The organism is Pseudoalteromonas sp. McH1-7 (genome assembly GCF_013366255.1).
In the GTDB taxonomy this organism is placed as follows: domain Bacteria; phylum Pseudomonadota; class Gammaproteobacteria; order Enterobacterales; family Alteromonadaceae; genus Pseudoalteromonas; species Pseudoalteromonas peptidolytica.
In genome coordinates, this window is the sequence record NZ_JABWPQ010000008.1 from 20,001 (window position 1) to 38,313 (window position 18,313).

The 18,313-nt window shown below is 43.4% G+C and carries 14 protein-coding genes; 2 read left to right on the plus strand and 12 right to left on the minus strand.

Annotated elements, in window-relative coordinates:
* Positions 1-41 precede the first annotated feature (41 nt).
* Positions 42-1,982, minus strand: a complete 1,941-nt coding sequence (gene acs, locus HUZ36_RS07340) for an acetate--CoA ligase (protein WP_176032465.1) — start codon at positions 1,980-1,982, stop codon at positions 42-44.
* A 318-nt stretch (positions 1,983-2,300) separates the two neighbouring features.
* On the opposite strand from acs, the gene HUZ36_RS07345 reads away from it, so the two are divergent.
* The gene (locus HUZ36_RS07345) at positions 2,301-3,461 is read left to right on the plus strand and encodes a DcaP family trimeric outer membrane transporter (protein ID WP_147391038.1); all 1,161 of its coding nucleotides are present in this window, start codon (positions 2,301-2,303) and stop codon (positions 3,459-3,461) included.
* 283 nt (positions 3,462-3,744) lie between these two features.
* On the opposite strand, the gene hflC is transcribed toward HUZ36_RS07345, so the two are convergent.
* From hflC to HUZ36_RS07390, 9 genes are all read right to left on the minus strand, one after another.
* Positions 3,745-4,623, minus strand: a complete 879-nt coding sequence (hflC, locus tag HUZ36_RS07350; RefSeq protein WP_128730879.1) for a protease modulator HflC — start codon at positions 4,621-4,623, stop codon at positions 3,745-3,747.
* A 5-nt stretch (positions 4,624-4,628) separates the two neighbouring features.
* Positions 4,629-5,804 (minus strand): FtsH protease activity modulator HflK, encoded by a 1,176-nt coding sequence (hflK, locus tag HUZ36_RS07355; RefSeq protein WP_128730878.1) that lies wholly within the window; start codon positions 5,802-5,804, stop codon positions 4,629-4,631.
* 92 nt (positions 5,805-5,896) lie between these two features.
* Positions 5,897-7,186: a ribosome rescue GTPase HflX gene (gene hflX, locus HUZ36_RS07360; RefSeq protein ID WP_125250587.1), complete on the minus strand. Its 1,290-nt coding sequence runs from the start codon at positions 7,184-7,186 to the stop codon at positions 5,897-5,899.
* 24 nt (positions 7,187-7,210) lie between these two features.
* Positions 7,211-7,474 (minus strand): RNA chaperone Hfq, encoded by a 264-nt coding sequence (hfq, locus tag HUZ36_RS07365; RefSeq protein WP_125250588.1) that lies wholly within the window; start codon positions 7,472-7,474, stop codon positions 7,211-7,213.
* A 76-nt stretch (positions 7,475-7,550) separates the two neighbouring features.
* Positions 7,551-8,441: a tRNA (adenosine(37)-N6)-dimethylallyltransferase MiaA gene (miaA, locus tag HUZ36_RS07370; protein WP_217704621.1), complete on the minus strand. Its 891-nt coding sequence runs from the start codon at positions 8,439-8,441 to the stop codon at positions 7,551-7,553.
* Between the two features lie 107 nt (positions 8,442-8,548).
* Positions 8,549-10,405: a DNA mismatch repair endonuclease MutL gene (gene mutL, locus HUZ36_RS07375; RefSeq protein WP_176032466.1), complete on the minus strand. Its 1,857-nt coding sequence runs from the start codon at positions 10,403-10,405 to the stop codon at positions 8,549-8,551.
* A gap of 3 nt (positions 10,406-10,408) precedes the next feature.
* A complete protein-coding gene (locus HUZ36_RS07380; protein ID WP_444428305.1) occupies positions 10,409-11,692 on the minus strand; it encodes an N-acetylmuramoyl-L-alanine amidase in 1,284 nt (427 codons plus the stop codon).
* A gap of 52 nt (positions 11,693-11,744) precedes the next feature.
* Positions 11,745-12,218: a tRNA (adenosine(37)-N6)-threonylcarbamoyltransferase complex ATPase subunit type 1 TsaE gene (gene tsaE, locus HUZ36_RS07385; RefSeq protein ID WP_176032468.1), complete on the minus strand. Its 474-nt coding sequence runs from the start codon at positions 12,216-12,218 to the stop codon at positions 11,745-11,747.
* On the minus strand, positions 12,215-13,699 hold the full coding sequence (locus HUZ36_RS07390) for an NAD(P)H-hydrate dehydratase (RefSeq protein WP_176032469.1): 1,485 nt from the start codon (positions 13,697-13,699) through the stop codon (positions 12,215-12,217). The genes tsaE and HUZ36_RS07390 overlap by 4 nt, the downstream gene beginning before the upstream one ends.
* 11 nt (positions 13,700-13,710) lie before the next feature.
* Here HUZ36_RS07390 and queG point away from each other — a divergent pair, with 11 nt between their 5' ends.
* Positions 13,711-14,844 (plus strand): tRNA epoxyqueuosine(34) reductase QueG, encoded by a 1,134-nt coding sequence (queG, locus tag HUZ36_RS07395; protein WP_176032470.1) that lies wholly within the window; start codon positions 13,711-13,713, stop codon positions 14,842-14,844.
* Positions 14,845-14,877: 33 nt separating this feature from the next.
* Here the strand turns inward: queG and HUZ36_RS07400 are convergent, their stop codons facing one another.
* Complete coding sequence (locus HUZ36_RS07400) at positions 14,878-16,014, minus strand: response regulator (RefSeq protein WP_176032471.1); 1,137 nt, start codon at positions 16,012-16,014, stop codon at positions 14,878-14,880.
* A gap of 285 nt (positions 16,015-16,299) precedes the next feature.
* Positions 16,300-18,264, minus strand: a complete 1,965-nt coding sequence (locus HUZ36_RS07405) for a hybrid sensor histidine kinase/response regulator (RefSeq protein WP_176032472.1) — start codon at positions 18,262-18,264, stop codon at positions 16,300-16,302.
* Between the last annotated feature and the right edge of the window lie 49 nt (positions 18,265-18,313).

Consider the following 18,313-nt stretch of genomic DNA (forward strand, 5'->3'; position numbering starts at 1 on the left):
TTATAGTATGTTTATATTAGGTCGCAATTCAAGTCATTCTGTTAACGATTTAATCTATTCTCGATTAATTCATCAACAACACTTGGATCAGCAAGGGTAGAAGTATCACCTAATTGCTGATATTCATTCGCAGCTATTTTACGTAAAATGCGGCGCATAATTTTACCGGAGCGCGTTTTAGGCAGACCTGGAGACCACTGGATCATATCTGGGGTTGCTATTGGGCTTAACTCTTTCCTAACCCAACTTCTCACTTCCTTGGTTAACTCATCAGACACCATAACGCCTTCGTTTGGTGTGATGTAAACATAAATACCTTGGCCTTTGATGTCATGTGGGTATCCTACCACGGCCGCTTCAGCAACCGCCTCATGGGCAACTAACGCACTTTCGATTTCAGCAGTTCCCAAACGATGACCTGAAACGTTAAGTACATCATCAACACGACCTGTGATCCAATAGTAACCATCCTCGTCCCGACGGCAACCATCGCCCGTAAAATATACGCCCGGATAAGCAGAGAAATAGGTTTGTTCAAAACGTTCATGATCGCCATACACGGTACGCGCTTGAGAGGGCCAGCTATCCAAAATTACCAGATTACCTTCCGTTGCACCTGTAAGCGTATTACCTTCTGCATCAAATAGTGCAGGAGCAATACCAAAGAATGGACGGGTCGCAGAACCCGGCTTAAGTGCCGTTGCACCAGGTAATGGCGTGATCATGATGCCGCCCGTTTCGGTTTGCCACCAAGTATCTACGATTGGACACTCACTATTACCAATTTGTTCGTAATACCAAGACCAAGCCTCTGGATTAATTGGTTCACCAACCGAACCCAAGATACGTAAACTATCGCGCTTTGAACTTGCAGTCGGCTCGTCACCTTTAGCCATCAAAGCACGGATAGCGGTAGGCGCGGTGTAAAGAATAGTAACGCCATGTTTATCAACAATCTCACCCATACGCCCAGACGTTGGATAGGTTGGCACGCCTTCGAATACAACTTGAGTACAACCATTCACAAGTGGACCATAGGCAATATAACTGTGTCCGGTGATCCAACCGACATCAGCACTACACCAGTAGATATCGTCTTCTTGAAGGTCAAATACATACTCATGTGTCATAGAAGCATACACTAGGTATCCACCCGTAGTATGAACAACCCCTTTTGGTTGACCCGTTGAACCCGAGGTATAAAGAATAAATAGCGGATCTTCCGCATTCATCATTTCAGGTTCACATTCCGCAGGTTTATCAGCAACTAATTCATGCCACCATACATCATGCGCATTCCATTCAACATCACCACCGGTCAGTTGATGTACCACAACATGCTCTATGCTGGTTACACCAGCTTGCGCTACCGCCTCATCGACATTTGCTTTTAATGGAACACAGTTCCCACCACGGCGTCCTTCATCGGAGGTGATGACCACTTTAGCACCAGAGTCTTTAATGCGATCTGCAATTGCTGAAGGCGAAAACCCTCCAAAAACCACCGAATGGATGGCACCAATCCTAGCACAAGCTTGCATTGCGTAGATTGCTTGAGGTGTCATAGGCATATAAATAGCGACACGATCGCCCTTTTGTACACCCAAATGCTTCAAGCCATTTGCCAATTTGGCGACTTCGTCATGAAGTTGCTGGTAGGTAATATTTTCTGTTTGTTCCGGGTTATCACCTTCCCAAATCAATGCAGCCTTATCGGCGCGCTTTTCGAGGTGTCTATCGATACAGTTATAAGAGGCATTTAGTACGCCGTCTTCATACCATTTAACATTGATATGGCCTTTGTCGAATGAGGTATTTTTAACTTTGCTATAGGGTTTGAACCAATCTAAACGTTGACCGTGCTCTTTCCAAAACTCTGCGGGGTCATCAACCGACTTTTGATATAGTTCTTGGTATTGTTCGTCGTTGATTAATGCGGCGTTCTTGATTTTTTCAGGAACTGAATAAATGCTCTGTGACATAGTCATCTCCATTATATTTAGAGGTCTAGGTCTGCTAGACACGCTTTTCATAAGGATCACCCAGCCTTGGGTGTTTAAGTATTAGACCTTAGTTGTAGAACCTATGAAAACGAATAAGTTTCATCGCAACAAATGCTTTGTTACCAATTTAAAATTTACAGCAAAGCCCAAATTCTCGGGTCGCAAACCATCTACCACCTTAGTCTAATAGACCAATAGATAATTGAGTAAAAACCCACCTTCCACAACAGTTAGTGTTGATTTAAATGAATATCAGCTGATGCTGACTGTCAGGCACAGCAATTGAGGAACAGGATTATGACAACGAATAACATTAATAAAAAACTGCTTGCGGTTGCTATCAGCAGTCTTTGTGCGCTTCCTGCCACAGCAGCTGAGATTGGCGACACGAAAGTAAATTACGGTGGTTATATAAAACTTGATGCAATTTGGAGTGACTTTTCTGATGGCTCGTTAGGTGCACAACATATAGGTCGAGATTTTTATGTCCCAGGCACCACTCCTGTTGGCACAAACTCAAGCAGCGACGCTGTTTTTGATATGCATGCTCGTCAATCTCGCTTCAATTTGGCCACCGATACCAAGCTTGATGATGGCAGTAGTATCAAAACTAAAATTGAATTAGATTTTATTGCATCTGTCGGCGGTAATGAGCGTGTCAGTAACTCCTACTCCCCTCGTATTCGACAAGCTTTTGTTACCTATAAAGGCTTTTTATTTGGTCAAGCTTGGTCAAACTTCCAAAATGTAAGTGCACTACCAGAAACTTTGGACTTTGTAGGCCCTGCAGAAGGTACCGTGTTTGTACGTCAAGCAATGGCAAAATACACCACAGGCAACTGGTCTTTTTCAATCGAAAACCCTGAAAGCACAGTAACTACAGCCGATAGCGGTCGAGTAGTAACGGATGATGCGAGCATGCCTGATTTTACGGCTCGCTACACACATAATGCAGACTGGGGGCATATCGCGGTAGCTGCCCTTGCTCGGCAGATCACTTATAAAGTGGGTGGAGCTGATGAATCTGAAAGCTCATTTGGGATCAGTGCATCTGGCCGTGTCAATTTTGGCAAAAATAACCTGAAGTTTATGCTCACTCAAGGTCAAGGACTTGGCCGCTACATAGGACTAAATGTTGCTAATGGTGCTGTGTACGATGGCAATTCATTGCATGCAATTGACTCAACATCTGGTTTTGTTGCATATCAACACAATTGGAATGATCAATTCCGCTCTACATTTTTATACTCATTTTTTAATGCTGACAACGAAAGTAATCTACTGGCGGTAACGGGAGATCCTACAAAATCAAGCATAAGTTACAGTGCTAATTTACTTTATTCTCCAGTGAAGAAGCTGACTTTTGGTGCTGAATATAAAATCGGTACTCGTGAGACTGAAAGTGGCTTAGAAGGCGATTTAGACAGACTACAGCTTTCTGTAAAATACGTGTTCTAATTTTACAATAAACTGTATTGATCCAACTGTAAGCGGCTAATATGCCGCTTTTTTGTTGTTATACCAGCTTGCTTTATTAGAACTTTGAAATTCTATCAATTACTATCTTGTAATCGGAGAGAGTCCATATATGGTATTAGAGACCATGCTCTGTTAATACCCGGTTTGGCATAGTTATTATGCGCTACTAAAAGTGAACTAAACGCAGTGTTCACCTGAATTTTTGCCAAATATAAAAAACCCCACACGCTGGCGGGGTTTTTCAGTATAGTGAAGCACGTTACTACTGCGCTTTTGCATCCTTCATATAATCAAAGAATTTACTGTCTGGCGATAGCACCATTACGTCATTCTTATTTTTGAAGGTATTTTTATACGCCTCGAGTGAACGTACAAAGCCAAAAAACTCAGGGTCTTTATTGTATGCTTTAGCATAAATGTTAGCAGCTGTTGCATCACCAAGACCACGAACAGCACGAGCATTACGCTCGGCATCTGCAAGCATTACAGTTACCCTGCGGTCTACATCTGCGCGAATTTTCTCTGCCTGTTCTTGACCTTCAGAGCGGTGCTCTTTTGCTACAGCCTGACGCTCCGCACGCATACGCTGGAAAATTGAATTACTTACTTCATTAGGAAGGTTGATTTGCTTAACACGGACGTCTAGCACTTCAATACCTAGCTCAGTTGCACTTTCGGATGCTTGAACAAGGGCTTCTTCCATCAGCTCGCTTCGCTCGCCCGACACAATCTCTTTAATTGTACGAGAACCAAAGTTTGTTCTAAGTCCATTGTTCACCTTTTGCTTCAGTAGCGTTTCAGCATATTGCTTGTCACCACGAGCACGAAGATAATAAGCGCTGAAGTCATTTACGCGCCATTTTACGTATGAATCAACAATAAGGTCTTTTTTCTCGCTGGTAACAAAACGGTCAGGTTGTCCATCCAATGTTTGTATACGCGCATCGAGTTTACGAACTTGGCTAAAAAATGGCACTTTAAGGTGAAGCCCTGGCTCATACACCAAAGCATCTCCATTTGCGTCTTTTTGTACCTTACTGAATAGCAAGACAATCGCTCTTTGTCCTTCGTTTACAACGAAAATACCAGAGAAAGACATGATCACGGCAGTGATTAATAGAATGAGACTAAAATTCTTCATATTCATTATCTCCCGTTACCGAATCTATCGCGATTAAATCTATCATTGCTGGAGTTCACAGAGCTGTTTTGCTGCTGATTACCTTCTATCGTTCTGCGCAGTTGTTCGATGTCACTTTGACTCGGCAAGCGTACTGGAGAAGAGCCGCTAGCATGTGATTGCATGATTTTATCTAGTGGCAGATACAACATGTTATTGCCGCCTTCAACATCAACCAAAACTTTAGAACTTTGACCTAAAATTTGCTCCATAGCATCAATATATAAACGCTTACGTGTTACTTCTTTTGCCGCTTGATATTCTGGTAAAAGCTTTTCGAAACGCTCAACTTCACCTTGAGATTCTAGAATGATCCGTTCTCTGTATGCTTCAGCTTCCTGAGTCATACGAGTCACTTGACCACGAGCACGAGGCTCAATCTCTCTTGCGTATGCTTCCGCTTCGCGAATAAAGCGCTCTTCATCTTCCTGTGCTGCAATGGCATCGTCAAACGCGTCTTTTACTTCCGCAGGAGGACGAGAATCTTTAAAGTTAACGTCAGTCACAATCAAGCCTAGATTGTAAGGTTCGATAATGCTGTTCAGCTCATCCCATGTACGCTGACGCACTACTTCACGACCAGTAGTAAGTACTTGATCCATGCGCGAGTGACCAACAACGTAACGTAGAGCACTATCTAGCGCTTGTTGCAAACTATGATCCGCATCTGTCACACTAAAACGATATAGTGTTGGATCGACAACACGGTATTGCACTTCAAACTCCACGCTGACTACGTTTTCGTCTTCTGTCAGCATAAAACCTGATGCTGAAAGTGACCGCACGGCTTCGATATCTACAGGAATAACACGTTCAATAAACGTGGCCTTCCACCGCAGACCGGGTTCTGCAATACGATCAAATTTCCCGAACTGCAATACGATCCCACGTTCGGCTTCTTTGACGGTATAAATACCGCTTAATGCCCATACAATAACAGCAATAATTAAAATAAAGACGAAGCCCGCTCCGCCTAGTCCGCCGTTACCACCTTTTCCCGGTTTTCCACCGAAGATACCACCGAACTTATTGCCAAATTTACGGAATACTTCATCTAGATCAGGTGGGCCTTGATCCCGCCCTCCGCGGTTTTTCCACGGATCGTTATCATTGCCATTATTACCCGGTTCGTTCCAGGCCATAGCTATACTCCATTGTTATTTAAATGAATTAGGTTAAATCTAACAAAAATCGAGCGACTCTCATATAAAAATACGCTCGAAATTAACGATTTTTAACTGCCAGTGACTAAATCATTGAGATTTTGCCCAAATTCTTTATTGAGCTTTTCCCATTCAATCTGTGGCATTCTTACTGAAACAAGCCAATTGCCTTGCTCATCATAGCCTTTTTCGTTGACCGCATTAAGCTCAAACAAAGCGCCACGCAAACGCCCAAGTGCAGGAGGCACAGCCAGCTCGGCGGTAAAAACTGTTTTAGCTAACAGCTCTTTAATCGCATCGAACAACAGCGAAACTCCAGCCCCCGTATGTGCACTGAGCCACACTCGGACAGGTTTTCCCTCGTCATCCCTATCTATTCTAGGCGCAACATCGTCCATTAGATCAATTTTGTTGTAGACCAAAAGCTGAGGAATGTCATTTGCTTCAATTTCCTCTAGAACCAATTGTACCTGTTCTATATTTTCTTTTCTTCTTGGATCTGCAACATCAATCACATGGAGCTGTAAATCTGCTTCTCGTGTTTCTGTTAGTGTTGCCTTGAACGCCGCGACTAGGTCATGCGGTAAGTGGCGAATAAACCCCACGGTATCCGCTAAAATAACAGCACCAACATCGTCAATTTCAATCTTTCGTAGTGTCGGGTCTAGTGTTGCAAACAGCTGATCTGCAGCATACACCTCTGCATCCGTAATGTGGTTAAATAAGCTCGATTTGCCAGCGTTGGTGTAACCAACAAGCGAAACGGTTGGAATTTCATTGCGACTTCGCGCTCGACGCCCCTGCTCTCGAACAATAGCCACTTTTTCTAGTCGCTTGCGAATACTTTTTATCCGCTCTCGTAGTAAACGCCTATCAGTTTCAAGCTGTGTTTCACCGGGGCCTCTTAAGCCGATCCCCCCTTTTTGCCTTTCTAAGTGCGTCCACCCGCGTATTAAGCGTGTTGAGATATGCCTAAGCTGAGCAAGCTCAACTTGTAATTTACCTTCATGGGTTCGCGCCCTTTGGGCAAAAATGTCTAAGATCAGTGTAGTCCTATCTAACACCCGACACTTACAAATGCGTTCTAAATTGCGCTCTTGTGAGGGACTGAGTTGGTGGTTAAATATGATGACATCTGCGTTGTGGATATTGACAATCTCGGCAATTTCTTCAGCTTTACCCGTTCCGACGAACAACTTCGCATGAGGTGCTTGACGGCTGCCTTGCACAACCGCCACACTACTAACACCAGCAGAAGAAACTAGCATTTCCAATTCACGTAGATCTTCTCGATCACCCTCATGTGGAAATTCTATATGAACCAAGACTGCCTGTTCGCCGGCTTCGTAACGGTCAAACAAGCATTAAGCTCCTACTAATTAAAATCAATAATTACCTTCTTCATTCTGGTCACTCGCGTCACTTCCAGTTGCATTTTGGAAATTTACCGCACGAGCAGGAACCACTGTGGAGATGGCATGTTTATAAACCATTTGGTTTACCGTGTTTTCAAGTAAGATCACAAACTGGTCAAATGACTGGATCTTACCCTGCAATTTAATACCATTTACTAAAAAAATTGAGACAGGAATGCGCTCACGACGCAAGACATTCAAAAATGGGTCTTGTAAAGATTGGCCTTTTGCCATTTTCTTATCCTTCGTTTTAGGTGTTATTATGTCAGGTCGTTGATTTAATCAGAACACGCTGATTTAACAACTACTATTAGCTTAGCGAAGTTAGAACACGTTGCAAGTTTTCTTGACCATCGGTGTCAAGCCAAGTTACATCTTGCCACCCCCTCAGCCAAGTTAATTGCCGTTTCGCCAGTTGTCTGGTAGCTGCGATGCCTTTGAAAACCATTTCTTCATAATCGCATTCGCCAGCTAAATACTCCCACATTTGCCGATATCCAACACATCGAATTGACGGCAAATCAGGATGTAAATCTTTTCGATTATATAGGGTCAAAACTTCATTTTTAAAGCCTTGTTCCAACATTATTTTAAATCTTTTTTCTATACGTTGGTGCAAGACTTTTCGGTCACTTGGCGCTATCGCAAATTGATGAAATTGATACGGTAATACCGCTTGTTTCGTTTGCTGTAGTTCGGTCATCGTTTTACCACAAATACGATAGACTTCTAGCGCTCGATTTATCCGTTGTGAGTCATTTTCACTAATTTTTAGTGCCGCTTCAGGGTCAATCTCTGTTAATTGCTGATGTAGACCCGGCCACCCAATCTGTTGCGCCTCAAGTTCAAGTGCAGCTCTTACCTCAGCGTTGGCCTCAGGTAATGGCGAAAGCCCCTCTATCAACCCTTTAAAATACATCATAGTGCCACCAACCAAGATGGGCACCTTTCCACGTTGATGCAGATCATCAATCAGTCTGATAGCGTCAGCACGAAACTCTGCCACCGAATAACTTTGCGCAGGGTCAATAATATCAATGAGGTGATGTGGTGCCATTGCTTGCTCTTGCGCGCAAGGCTTAGCCGTACCAATGTCCATGCCACGATACACTAACGCAGAGTCTACACTGATGATTTCGGTGTTAAGCGTTTGGCATAATTCTATCGCTAACGCAGTTTTCCCCGCAGCTGTCGGCCCCATTAGGGTGATGACAGGTAACTTGTTCACATCTAACCTACTAATAAACTACACTAATCTTATATTATAGCTGATTGTGCATCGGAATTAATACCTACTTCTTAGGCAAATTAATCAACACTCAAAAAGCGTACTAACTTATGGCCATCTATTGTAGCAGCATTTTCATGAATGCGAGCCAAACATGCCGTGTTTGAAAGCATTTTATCTTTAACTAAATCAAAGTGCTGACTATCAAAATAAGCGCTAGGCGTGGTTGTCTCAAGCCATTGTAACCAGATAGTGAGCTCAGCTTCCGGTTCCGGCTCCAACATCGCTTTTGAGATTTCCCCCACATCGATGCTGTATAGCGATACAGGAAGTTTTTTAACTAAAATGTGAGTATCGAATAGCTCGATAGAAAAGCCTAAAATCGCGAGCCAAGTTTGCCGTTGCTGAAGAGCAGCAAGTGCGGTTTTATCCAGTTTAATTCGCACAGGTAACAACAATGCTTTACCTTGCAGCGTGCCGTCTTGCTCAATTTGCGCTTGCCAGTAAGGCAACAGGCCATGCTTACAGTCCCCAAACCGCAGCTGATTATCTTGTTCGAGTATTACTTTGCCATGAGGCAACGACATCCAACTGGATTTAGCAGCCAAGCTTGGCGCTTTGGTCAATTGCTCAGTAGGTATTGTCGACTCAGCTATCGTATCAAAGTGCTGCATTTGTTGATGTGACAGGCCTTGATAAAGCTGATTAACATTTACCTGTTTCTTTTTACTCGCGGCGCTATCTGTATGACCACGGCTTGCTTTTGATGTTTGTGTGGCGAGACTCGGGTACTGACTAGTGCTTTCATGTCTATGAGATGGCGCTTTAGGTTGGAGTGTTGAGCGATAGCTTTGATGATAAGTCTCATCTTGTTGCTCTTGAGGTGTAAATAAAGGCGTCTCAGAGCTAGGTCTGGGCAGCGATACGGTATCATTATCGCAAGATAACTCCGTTTGCGCTGTTGCAACTTGCTTAATCGCTTGAACAATAAAATCATGTACTAAACGTGCTTGATGAAAGCGCACTTCATGTTTAGCTGGGTGGACATTTACATCGACTTGCCGAGGGTCAAGCTCTAGATAGACAACAAACCCAGGAAGTTCTTCATGACCAATTGATTCATCAAATGCTTGGCGGATCGCGTGGAGGATAAGCTTATCTCGCATCATACGACCATTTACGTAAGTATATTGGGTCGAGTTAGTAACGCCTGCTGGTAACACCCAACCAAATAGTCTTAGACCTTCGTGGCCTGATTCGATGAAGCTGGCGTGCTGTGAAAACACCTTGCCACCAACTTGTGCTACCCGTTGCACTCCATGCTCCATCGCGCGCGGTCGGTATTGGCGAACCACTTTTTGATTATGAGTTAAGGTTATTGCAATATCAAAACGGCTCAGTGCGATCCGCTTTACCAATTCATCAATGTGGCTAAACTCCGTTTTCTCGGTTCGTAAAAACTTCCTCCGCGCTGGTGTATTGAAGAATAAGTCCTTTACCTCGATTGTAGTACCGTCTGGGTGCGCCGTTGGCTGGATCTGAACAGCCATATCTCTGCCTTCAGCAAAAGCCTGCCAAGCCGTTTCCTGAGTGCTCGGCTTAGAGCTTAGTGTCAGGCGTGACACTGAGCTAATAGATGCCAAGGCTTCACCTCTAAAACCAAGCGATGCAATACACTCAAGGTCATCTAAACTTTTCAGTTTACTGGTGGCATGACGCGACAGTGCCAGCATAAGTTCATCTTTAACGATCCCTTTGCCATTATCACGGATGCGGATCAGCTTGTGACCACCACGTTCAATGTCTATTTGAATTCTGGTTGCCCCAGCGTCGATACTGTTTTCCACCAGCTCTTTTACCACTGAAGCCGGACGTTCTACCACTTCACCTGCGGCAATTTGGTTAGCCAGCCGAGCTGGAAGCACTTCTATTGTCATGGTTTACGCTTTTGGGATAGTTAATACTTGGCCGATAAACAAGGTATTGTTTTTTAAGTTGTTTGCTTTTTTAAGAGCTCTGACTGTTATGCCATAACGGCTGGCTAACACACTCAGAGATTCACCACTTTTTACCTTATGGGTTACCGGCTTGTTAGACTGCATACGAGCAAACAGCGAGTTGTCAGGTGGGTTTTTCTCATAATACCCCTTAATAGAACTAAAAATAGCGCGGGCTAGGCGTTCTTGATAATGAGGTGAAGTTAATAACTTTTCCTCTCTTGGATTCGAGATAAACCCGGTTTCCACTAAAATCGACGGAATATCAGGGGACTTTAGCACGCCAAAGTTTGCAGCTTGAGGGCGGCTTTTATGCATTTTTGCGACCTTTTTTAGCTCCTTCACAACTTCTTCAGCAACCTGAAATCCGGTTTTCATCGAGTGCTCCATCGACATATCAAGCAGCGCTTTGGCAAGGTATTTCTCATTTGCTGTATCTTTGATTAGATCTGCGGCTCCTCCTAAAAGTTGAGAGTGCTTTTCTTTATCTTCCAACCATTTACCGATTTCAGAGTTAGCTCTTCGTAGCGACAGTACCCATACCGATGCCCCACTTGGTTGTGGACTGGTAAAAGCATCAGCATGAATGGAAACAAAAAAGTCGGCTTTTCTCTCTCTTGCTCTTGCCGTTCGGGTATTTAACTTTAAGTAGTAGTCTCCTGTACGAATGAGTTTCGCACTCATGCCCGGTTGGCTGTCAATTAATCTCGCTAAACGTTTTGCAATTTGTAACGTCACTAGCTTTTCATAAATACCTGATGGCCCAATGGAGCCGGGGTCTTCCCCCCCATGGCCTGCATCAATGGCAATCACAATATCTCTATCTTGTACTAGCGTTTTTCGCGGAGCAGCTGTTTTGTTATCGCTATAGGCACTTGTTTGTTTGCCATATAAATCTACCACCAGACGGTTTTTATATGGCCCTGTTGGTGCGAGTGCAAATACCTTTGGAGTGGCACTGCGACTTAATTCAATCACAATTCTCGCTGATTGACTGTTTTTAGGTTTACTATGGCGAATTTTGTTAATCACCCGATGCTCATCGGCAATATTTGGGAAGTTTTTTTTCTGTTTAGTGCCTTCGAGATCAATCACCAAGCGTAAGGGATTTTTTAACACAAAGTAGCTGTAATCCGGCTTTTTACTCATATCGAAGACGATACGAGTACTTTCTGGCGAAGGCCACACACGTACACTCTCAATGGCATTTTGAGCAACGCTGTGCATGCTTATAACCAGCATGCACAAAAAAATAAAAAAATACTTACTGTTGAGATGATTACGCATAGTCTTGTAATTGTTTTAGTAACGCCTCACCGCGACTAGACTTCGCCTGAAGAATAGCCTGACGACCTTCACCTGCGTATTGCATCGTAATGTCGATATCAGGGCTTGGTATGAATCCTTCCCCTTTTTCTGGCCATTCAACAACACAAATAGCATGGTTTGCGAAGTAGTCTCGGATCCCCATATATTCCAGCTCTTCTGGAGAACCTAGTCGATACAAATCAAAATGATATATTGAGACATCTTCTAATTCATAAGGTTCAACCAAGGTATAGGTAGGACTTTTTACCTTACCTGAATGACCAAGGCTTTGCACTATTCCACGGGTAAGTGTGGTCTTTCCTGCGCCCAAATCACCATGTAAAAACAACACGGCACCTTGGCGGACAATTTGGGCAATTTTATTACCCATCGCAACTGTTGCTGGCTCATCAGCCAAATCGAATGTAATATGTCCTGTTGTCACCCTAAAATACCTCGAATATGTTCGAATAAATCCCCAGCTAGCATACCTTTTGCACCATCATCAGCGGCCTGTTCAGCAGCTAAACCATGAATATACACGGCCAGGTTTGTGGCCGCAAATGCTTCCATTCCTTGCGCTAATAAGCCGCCTATAATACCAGATAATACATCCCCCATCCCAGCACTTGCCATTGCGGCGCAACCTGAACGGTTGATATTTATGCTTTGCTGTTGTGCCACTAGGCTACCTGGCCCTTTTAACACAGTAGTTGCTTGGTATTGCTTGCTAATATTTGATACCACTGCAAATCTATCAGCTTCATCTACTTTTGCGTTTACATTTTTCAATAACCGCCTTGCTTCGCCAAGATGAGGCGTTAATACCCAGTTTGACCTTGCAACAGGCTCTTTAGCTAGCAAATTTAGGCCATCAGCATCGAGCACTAATGGTAATTTGGTTTGTATTACTCTTCGAAATAGACTTTGCGCCCACAGATCTTGCCCAAGCCCTGGGCCTAGTACCACCACACTTGCCTTGTTAAGCAGCGGTAATAATGCTTCAGCCGTTGCCACGGCATACACCATCAATTCATAACGACCATATAGCACCGCGGCGGTATTATCTGGGTGTGTTGCCACCGAAACTAACCCAGCTCCGGCTCTCAATGCGGCTTCTGCGGCTAACCGAACCGCTCCAGCCATGCCATGATTACCACCTATCACTAACACATGGCCATGTGAATTTTTATAACTATCAAGTGCTCTTTGCGGCCTTGTTGCCATCAAAGTTTCATGATTTAAGAAATTCGATGTTGCTGTAACCTGTGAATTAAATGCTTTATCAACACCCAGACCTGCGAGTAATAAATTACCCACAAAACGTTTAGCTGTGCCACTTAACAAACCTTGTTTGAGGGCGATAAAAGTAACCGTTGTAGATGCCATCAGTGCCGATGGCGCAACTTCTCCAGTTGTTGCATTTACACCGCTAGGCACGTCGAGTGCTACTTTCCTGATAGGGAGATTATTAATGCAGTCAAAGCAAGTACGTACATGCTCCGGTAGCTCACCGCGAAATCCAGTTCCAAATACAGCATCGACCACGGTCGTAAATTGGCTCAGGTCTATTTCATTATATGTAGACACCAACTTCCCATGGTATTGACGGTATGCCTGCTGGGCATCTCCAGCTAAGCGTTTAGGTTCAAACAATGTCAGTACAGTTACGGCAATACCAGCCTCCCGACACAGCTGCGCAACTATAAAACCGTCGCCAGCATTATTTCCCTTACCAGTGATAACGAGCACCTTTTCATGGGATGACATTGTGTCATTCACATAAGAAAATGCGGCATGACCTGCACGACGCATCAGCGTGGTTAAGTTAGTACCAGATAATTTAGCTGCTTGACCTTCGTAATGCTGTACTTGCTGGGATGTGTAGGCAACTTGTGGTAAATTATCCGAGTATTCATTAGCCATTATTTCTTCCTGTGACAACCAATAACATTAATTATAGTGAACTTGCCGAACAAATTAAGCAATGGGGCCAAGCACTTGGCTTTGCAGAAGTGGGTATCACAGACATTGATCTGAGCCAGCACGAGGCGCAATTACAACGTTGGTTGGATGCCGGCTACCATGGTGAAATGGCTTATATGGCTGCACATGGAATGAAACGAGCTCGCCCTAAGGAGCTGGTTCAAGGAACACAACGTATTATTTCAGTAAAAATGAATTACCTCCCTCCCGATGCCAGTTTTGCCAAGGCATTGGGAAATAAAACAACGGCTTATATTTCACGCTATGCACTAGGTAGAGACTATCATAAAGTGATGCGTAATAAACTAAAACAGCTTGGTAAAATGATAGAGCAGCAAGTTGGGTCTCTAGGCTTTAGGCCATTTGTCGATTCAGCACCTGTTCTAGAGCGTCAAATAGCACAAAAAGCGGGGTTGGGCTGGCAAGGGAAAAATAGCTTAGTCATCAATAAGCAAGCAGGCTCTTGGTTTTTTCTTGGTGAGCTTTTTGTTGATATTCCACTGCCAATCGACAAACCTCATGAAGATGAAGGATGTGGTCGATGTACAGCTTGTCTGACTCTATGTCCAACCGGTGCTATTGTCGCTCCTTATGTTGTCGATGCTAGACGTTGTATTTCATACCTAACGATAGAGCTACAAGGTGCTATTCCTGAGCAATTTCGTGCAAAAATAGGCAACCGAGTTTATGGCTGCGACGACTGCCAATTGGTTTGCCCTTGGAACCGCTACGGGCAACTGACCCAAGAAGACGACTTTCTTCCTCGGCAGCACCTTAAAGATAAAGATCTATTGTCATTGTTTGCTTGGAGTGAAGAAACATTTTTAAAAAATACAGAAGGCAGCCCAATACGTCGAATTGGACACGAGCGATGGCTGCGCAATTTAGCCGTAGGCCTTGGTAATGCTCCGTATAACGAGGAAATAGTTCGAGCATTAGAAGACAAGCGTCAAAGCACCACCGCGCTGGTGATCGAGCATATAGATTGGGCACTGCAACAACAAAGGGGCAAATGTGCTCAATCTACACGTAAAAATGAAAGATTAATCCGTATCATAGAAAAAGGACTGCCACGTGATGCGTAACCTAAGCTCCGCTTCGCAATTTACGTCTTTCTTTTATCGCTCAGCCCGACGCGAGAGTACTTTTAAGTCTTCTTCAATATCATGAAAGGCAGCTCTCACTTCATGAACGCTGGCTTCTCGGGCAACAGAGCTTTGAATTGCTTTATCTACATTTTGATATATAAACTGCTCCTGATCCTCGTCTAGCCCCATTGTAGGGATCCGCTCTTCGAACAGCTCTTGCAGCACTCTAAACACTTTTTCATTTTCTTGACGATTTTTATCAAGTAGTGAAATCATACTTTTGAACTTGCCCTGCACCATTGTGATTGCCGCTTCTAAGTCTTCTCGTTGCTGTGTTAGTTTTCTTTTTGTAAGTATCGCAAGAAGCTGCTGCTCAGTAACACTGGCTATAAAACAGATATGATCTCGTAAGCGACCATGTTTTTCTTGGTCGTCACTGGGCATATTCAAAATCAAGATACTCAGCCAAGGGTAATTTACCAAAATACGATTTGTGAATTCATGTAATCTTCCCTTGGTATGAAGAATTTCAAATAATTCAATCACGATAGGTGAACATATTCCGGTTGTTGCAAAATGATGTTTTTGCCCTTCAAGCCTTACCTCTACATTGCAATTTAGTCCTAGTCCTTTCAAGCATTGGCATAGTGCAGCAGCAAGCCTTGGGATCGAGTCAATTTCCCCTATTTGCTCAATATAATTGACGATTTGACCCATCTCGCTACTATTTGCCATGGCGCTAAACGCGGTAGAAGTAGCGTCTTCAACCTGCTGTGCGAGCACATCTTTTTCTTTGAGTATCTGACTTAAATGTTGTAACTTGGCTTTTAATTCCCCTTGCCCAAATGGTTTAACAATATAATCCTCGGCGCCTACTGAATACCCTTCCATACGCTCTTCAACTGATCCTCTTGCAGAGACAAACATGACGATAATGTGCTGGGTGTTCGGGTTGGCTTTTATTGCTTTACACACCTCATAGCCATTCATCTTCGGCATGCTCACGTCCAGTAAAATAACCTGAGGATCAAACTCCTCAATAACGCCAAGACACGCCTTTCCACTCTCAACCGTTTTAAGCTCAAAGTCTAAATCTTCAAGAATTTCTTCAATGATTTCTAAATTAAACGGCTCGTCATCCACCGCCAAGATTCTTTGTAACGCCATAGGTGCTATCCTTTACTGGTATATGACAGTATTAAGTACACATCACACTCTCCGTATCCAACTGAGTCCAGTTATCACCATTATCTCAATTTATAACTTAATCCAGTGGAAAAGTACGCCATTCACATGTTAAACACTTATGAATAAGCAAGTAACGAAGTCTGCGTTTGTTACTGCACAATTTCTAACTTTAAATAGGACACATACTCAATACCATAAGTATAAAAACATAGTCTTCTTAGTTATAGACCGATACCGTGAAGCTTGCCAGCCAGCATCATTACACTAGATTACTCCTTCAGTATACTCAACCAATGGTAAGCTTATGTGAATACTGGCTCCGCCATCAGGGTTATTCTGTGCATAGACTTGCCCTTTATGCAGCAAGATGAACTCTTTGCAAATAGCAAGCCCTAAACCAGTACCCCCTGCACCGCTATCGGTTTTACTACTTTGAACAAATTTAGCAAAAATCTGTTCTAGTTCATCCTCTGGGATCCCAACTCCTTGATCAATGATTTTGATATGAATATCCTGCCCTTCGCAGCTAAGCACAATACTCACTTCACTTCCTTCGGGGCTAAATTTCAAAGCATTACCTAGCAAGTTTCTTATCACTTGATTTATTTGCTCTGGATCACAGAATGTCATTACTCCTCGATTTGGCTTCTCAAAGCGGATCTTAATGCGCTTCTCAAGCGCAGTCCCTGAAACATCTTCAATACCACTTTGAATAATGTTTACTAAGTTATGAAAACTGGGATTAAAAGGAAAACGACCAGCGTCTAGTTTTGATAAATCTAATAGATTATTAAGCAGCACTAACAAGCGCTCTCCGCTGGTTTCAATACGTGACAAGTATTTTTTTAATTTATCGATGGGTACCTCTGGGCTCATCAACTTATCTAGCCCAAATCGCGCAAAACTTAATATCGAGTGCATCGGCGTACGAAGTTCATGAGACATATTGGCTAAAAATTCTGACTTCGATAAGTTAGCTGCCTCAGCCGCTTCCTTCGCTTTTAGCAATTGTGAGGTTCTCGCCTGTACCTCAAACTCTAACAGCTCTTTGGTCTCTTCTAACATTTCTTGCTGCTCTTTGAGCTTAGACACATTTTTAAAAATGACCGCAAAGGCCATTTCACCGTGATGATCTATCTCGTTAAAAGTACCCATAAGTGGAATGCTGCGCTCTCCGACTTTAGGAAGGCTTAGCTCACAGTCAAAATGTTTTAGCATACCGATATGCTTCATTAAGTCGCGCAATTGTAAAACTGACACTTCATCAAATAGCTCAAAAATAGATAAAGGTTGTAGCTCCTCCTCTGTGAGTTCAAATAATTCACAGCACGAGTCATTCGCTTCAATAATGTGCCCTTGGCGATTAAACAGCATGATAGGATCAGGCGTGTGCTTATAAATAACGCGTAACAAGCTGTCTCTTTCGATAAGCGCATCTACGGTGTCCTGCAACCGCTCCACCAGCTCTTGATTATGGCGTCTCAGCAGCTCTGTTTGCCAAAGTTTATGTAAGCTTTGCAACAGATCGCTTTCATCGAACGGTTTGATAAGCACATCCTCAACCCCCTGTCGCACAGCTTCTAACATATCTACCTGATTGACACGAGACGTCATCAGTAAGCAACGGCAATTATGGTGCACTTGGCGCACTTTATTAAATACATCAAGACCTGTGTCTTTTTCTAAATTAAAGTCACAGATCAATAAATCGACAGGGTGCTGCTCTGCAGCATGTAGTGCTTCGGGCAAGGTAGTTGCAGTTATCACTGCAAGCTGAGCGCCTCGAAGACTATTTGCAAGCATCTCCAAACGGGGGGTATGGTGGTCAACCAACAAGACTTTCGGCAAAACCAGAGAATTGGTTGCACCGACCTCAAGCAAGCGCTCCAATAACCCGGTAATATCTTTATTGGCAAAAAACGGATAGATCACAATACCATTTGGTAACGCACGATTTATTTCACTAAATGACTTCAAATGCTCTGCATTATCGGGTTTTGGAGCTAGCAAAACGAGCTTGTCATGATGCCTAAGCTGTTGAATTGGAGATAATTTACTTGCGGGAACACCATGTGCAACCACCACAACATCAAACCTATCTAGGTCTAGGTCAGCTTCAAGACTGCGATAATGAACATGCTCAACGTCACCACCGAGTAACTCAAACAACACCTTGACTCGCATTGCTTGAACACTGCTGCTGTCAATAATCAGTACCTGACTCGTCATACCCTGATCCTTCAACCAAAAACCTGAATTTTAGTTTAGTTGAAGAATA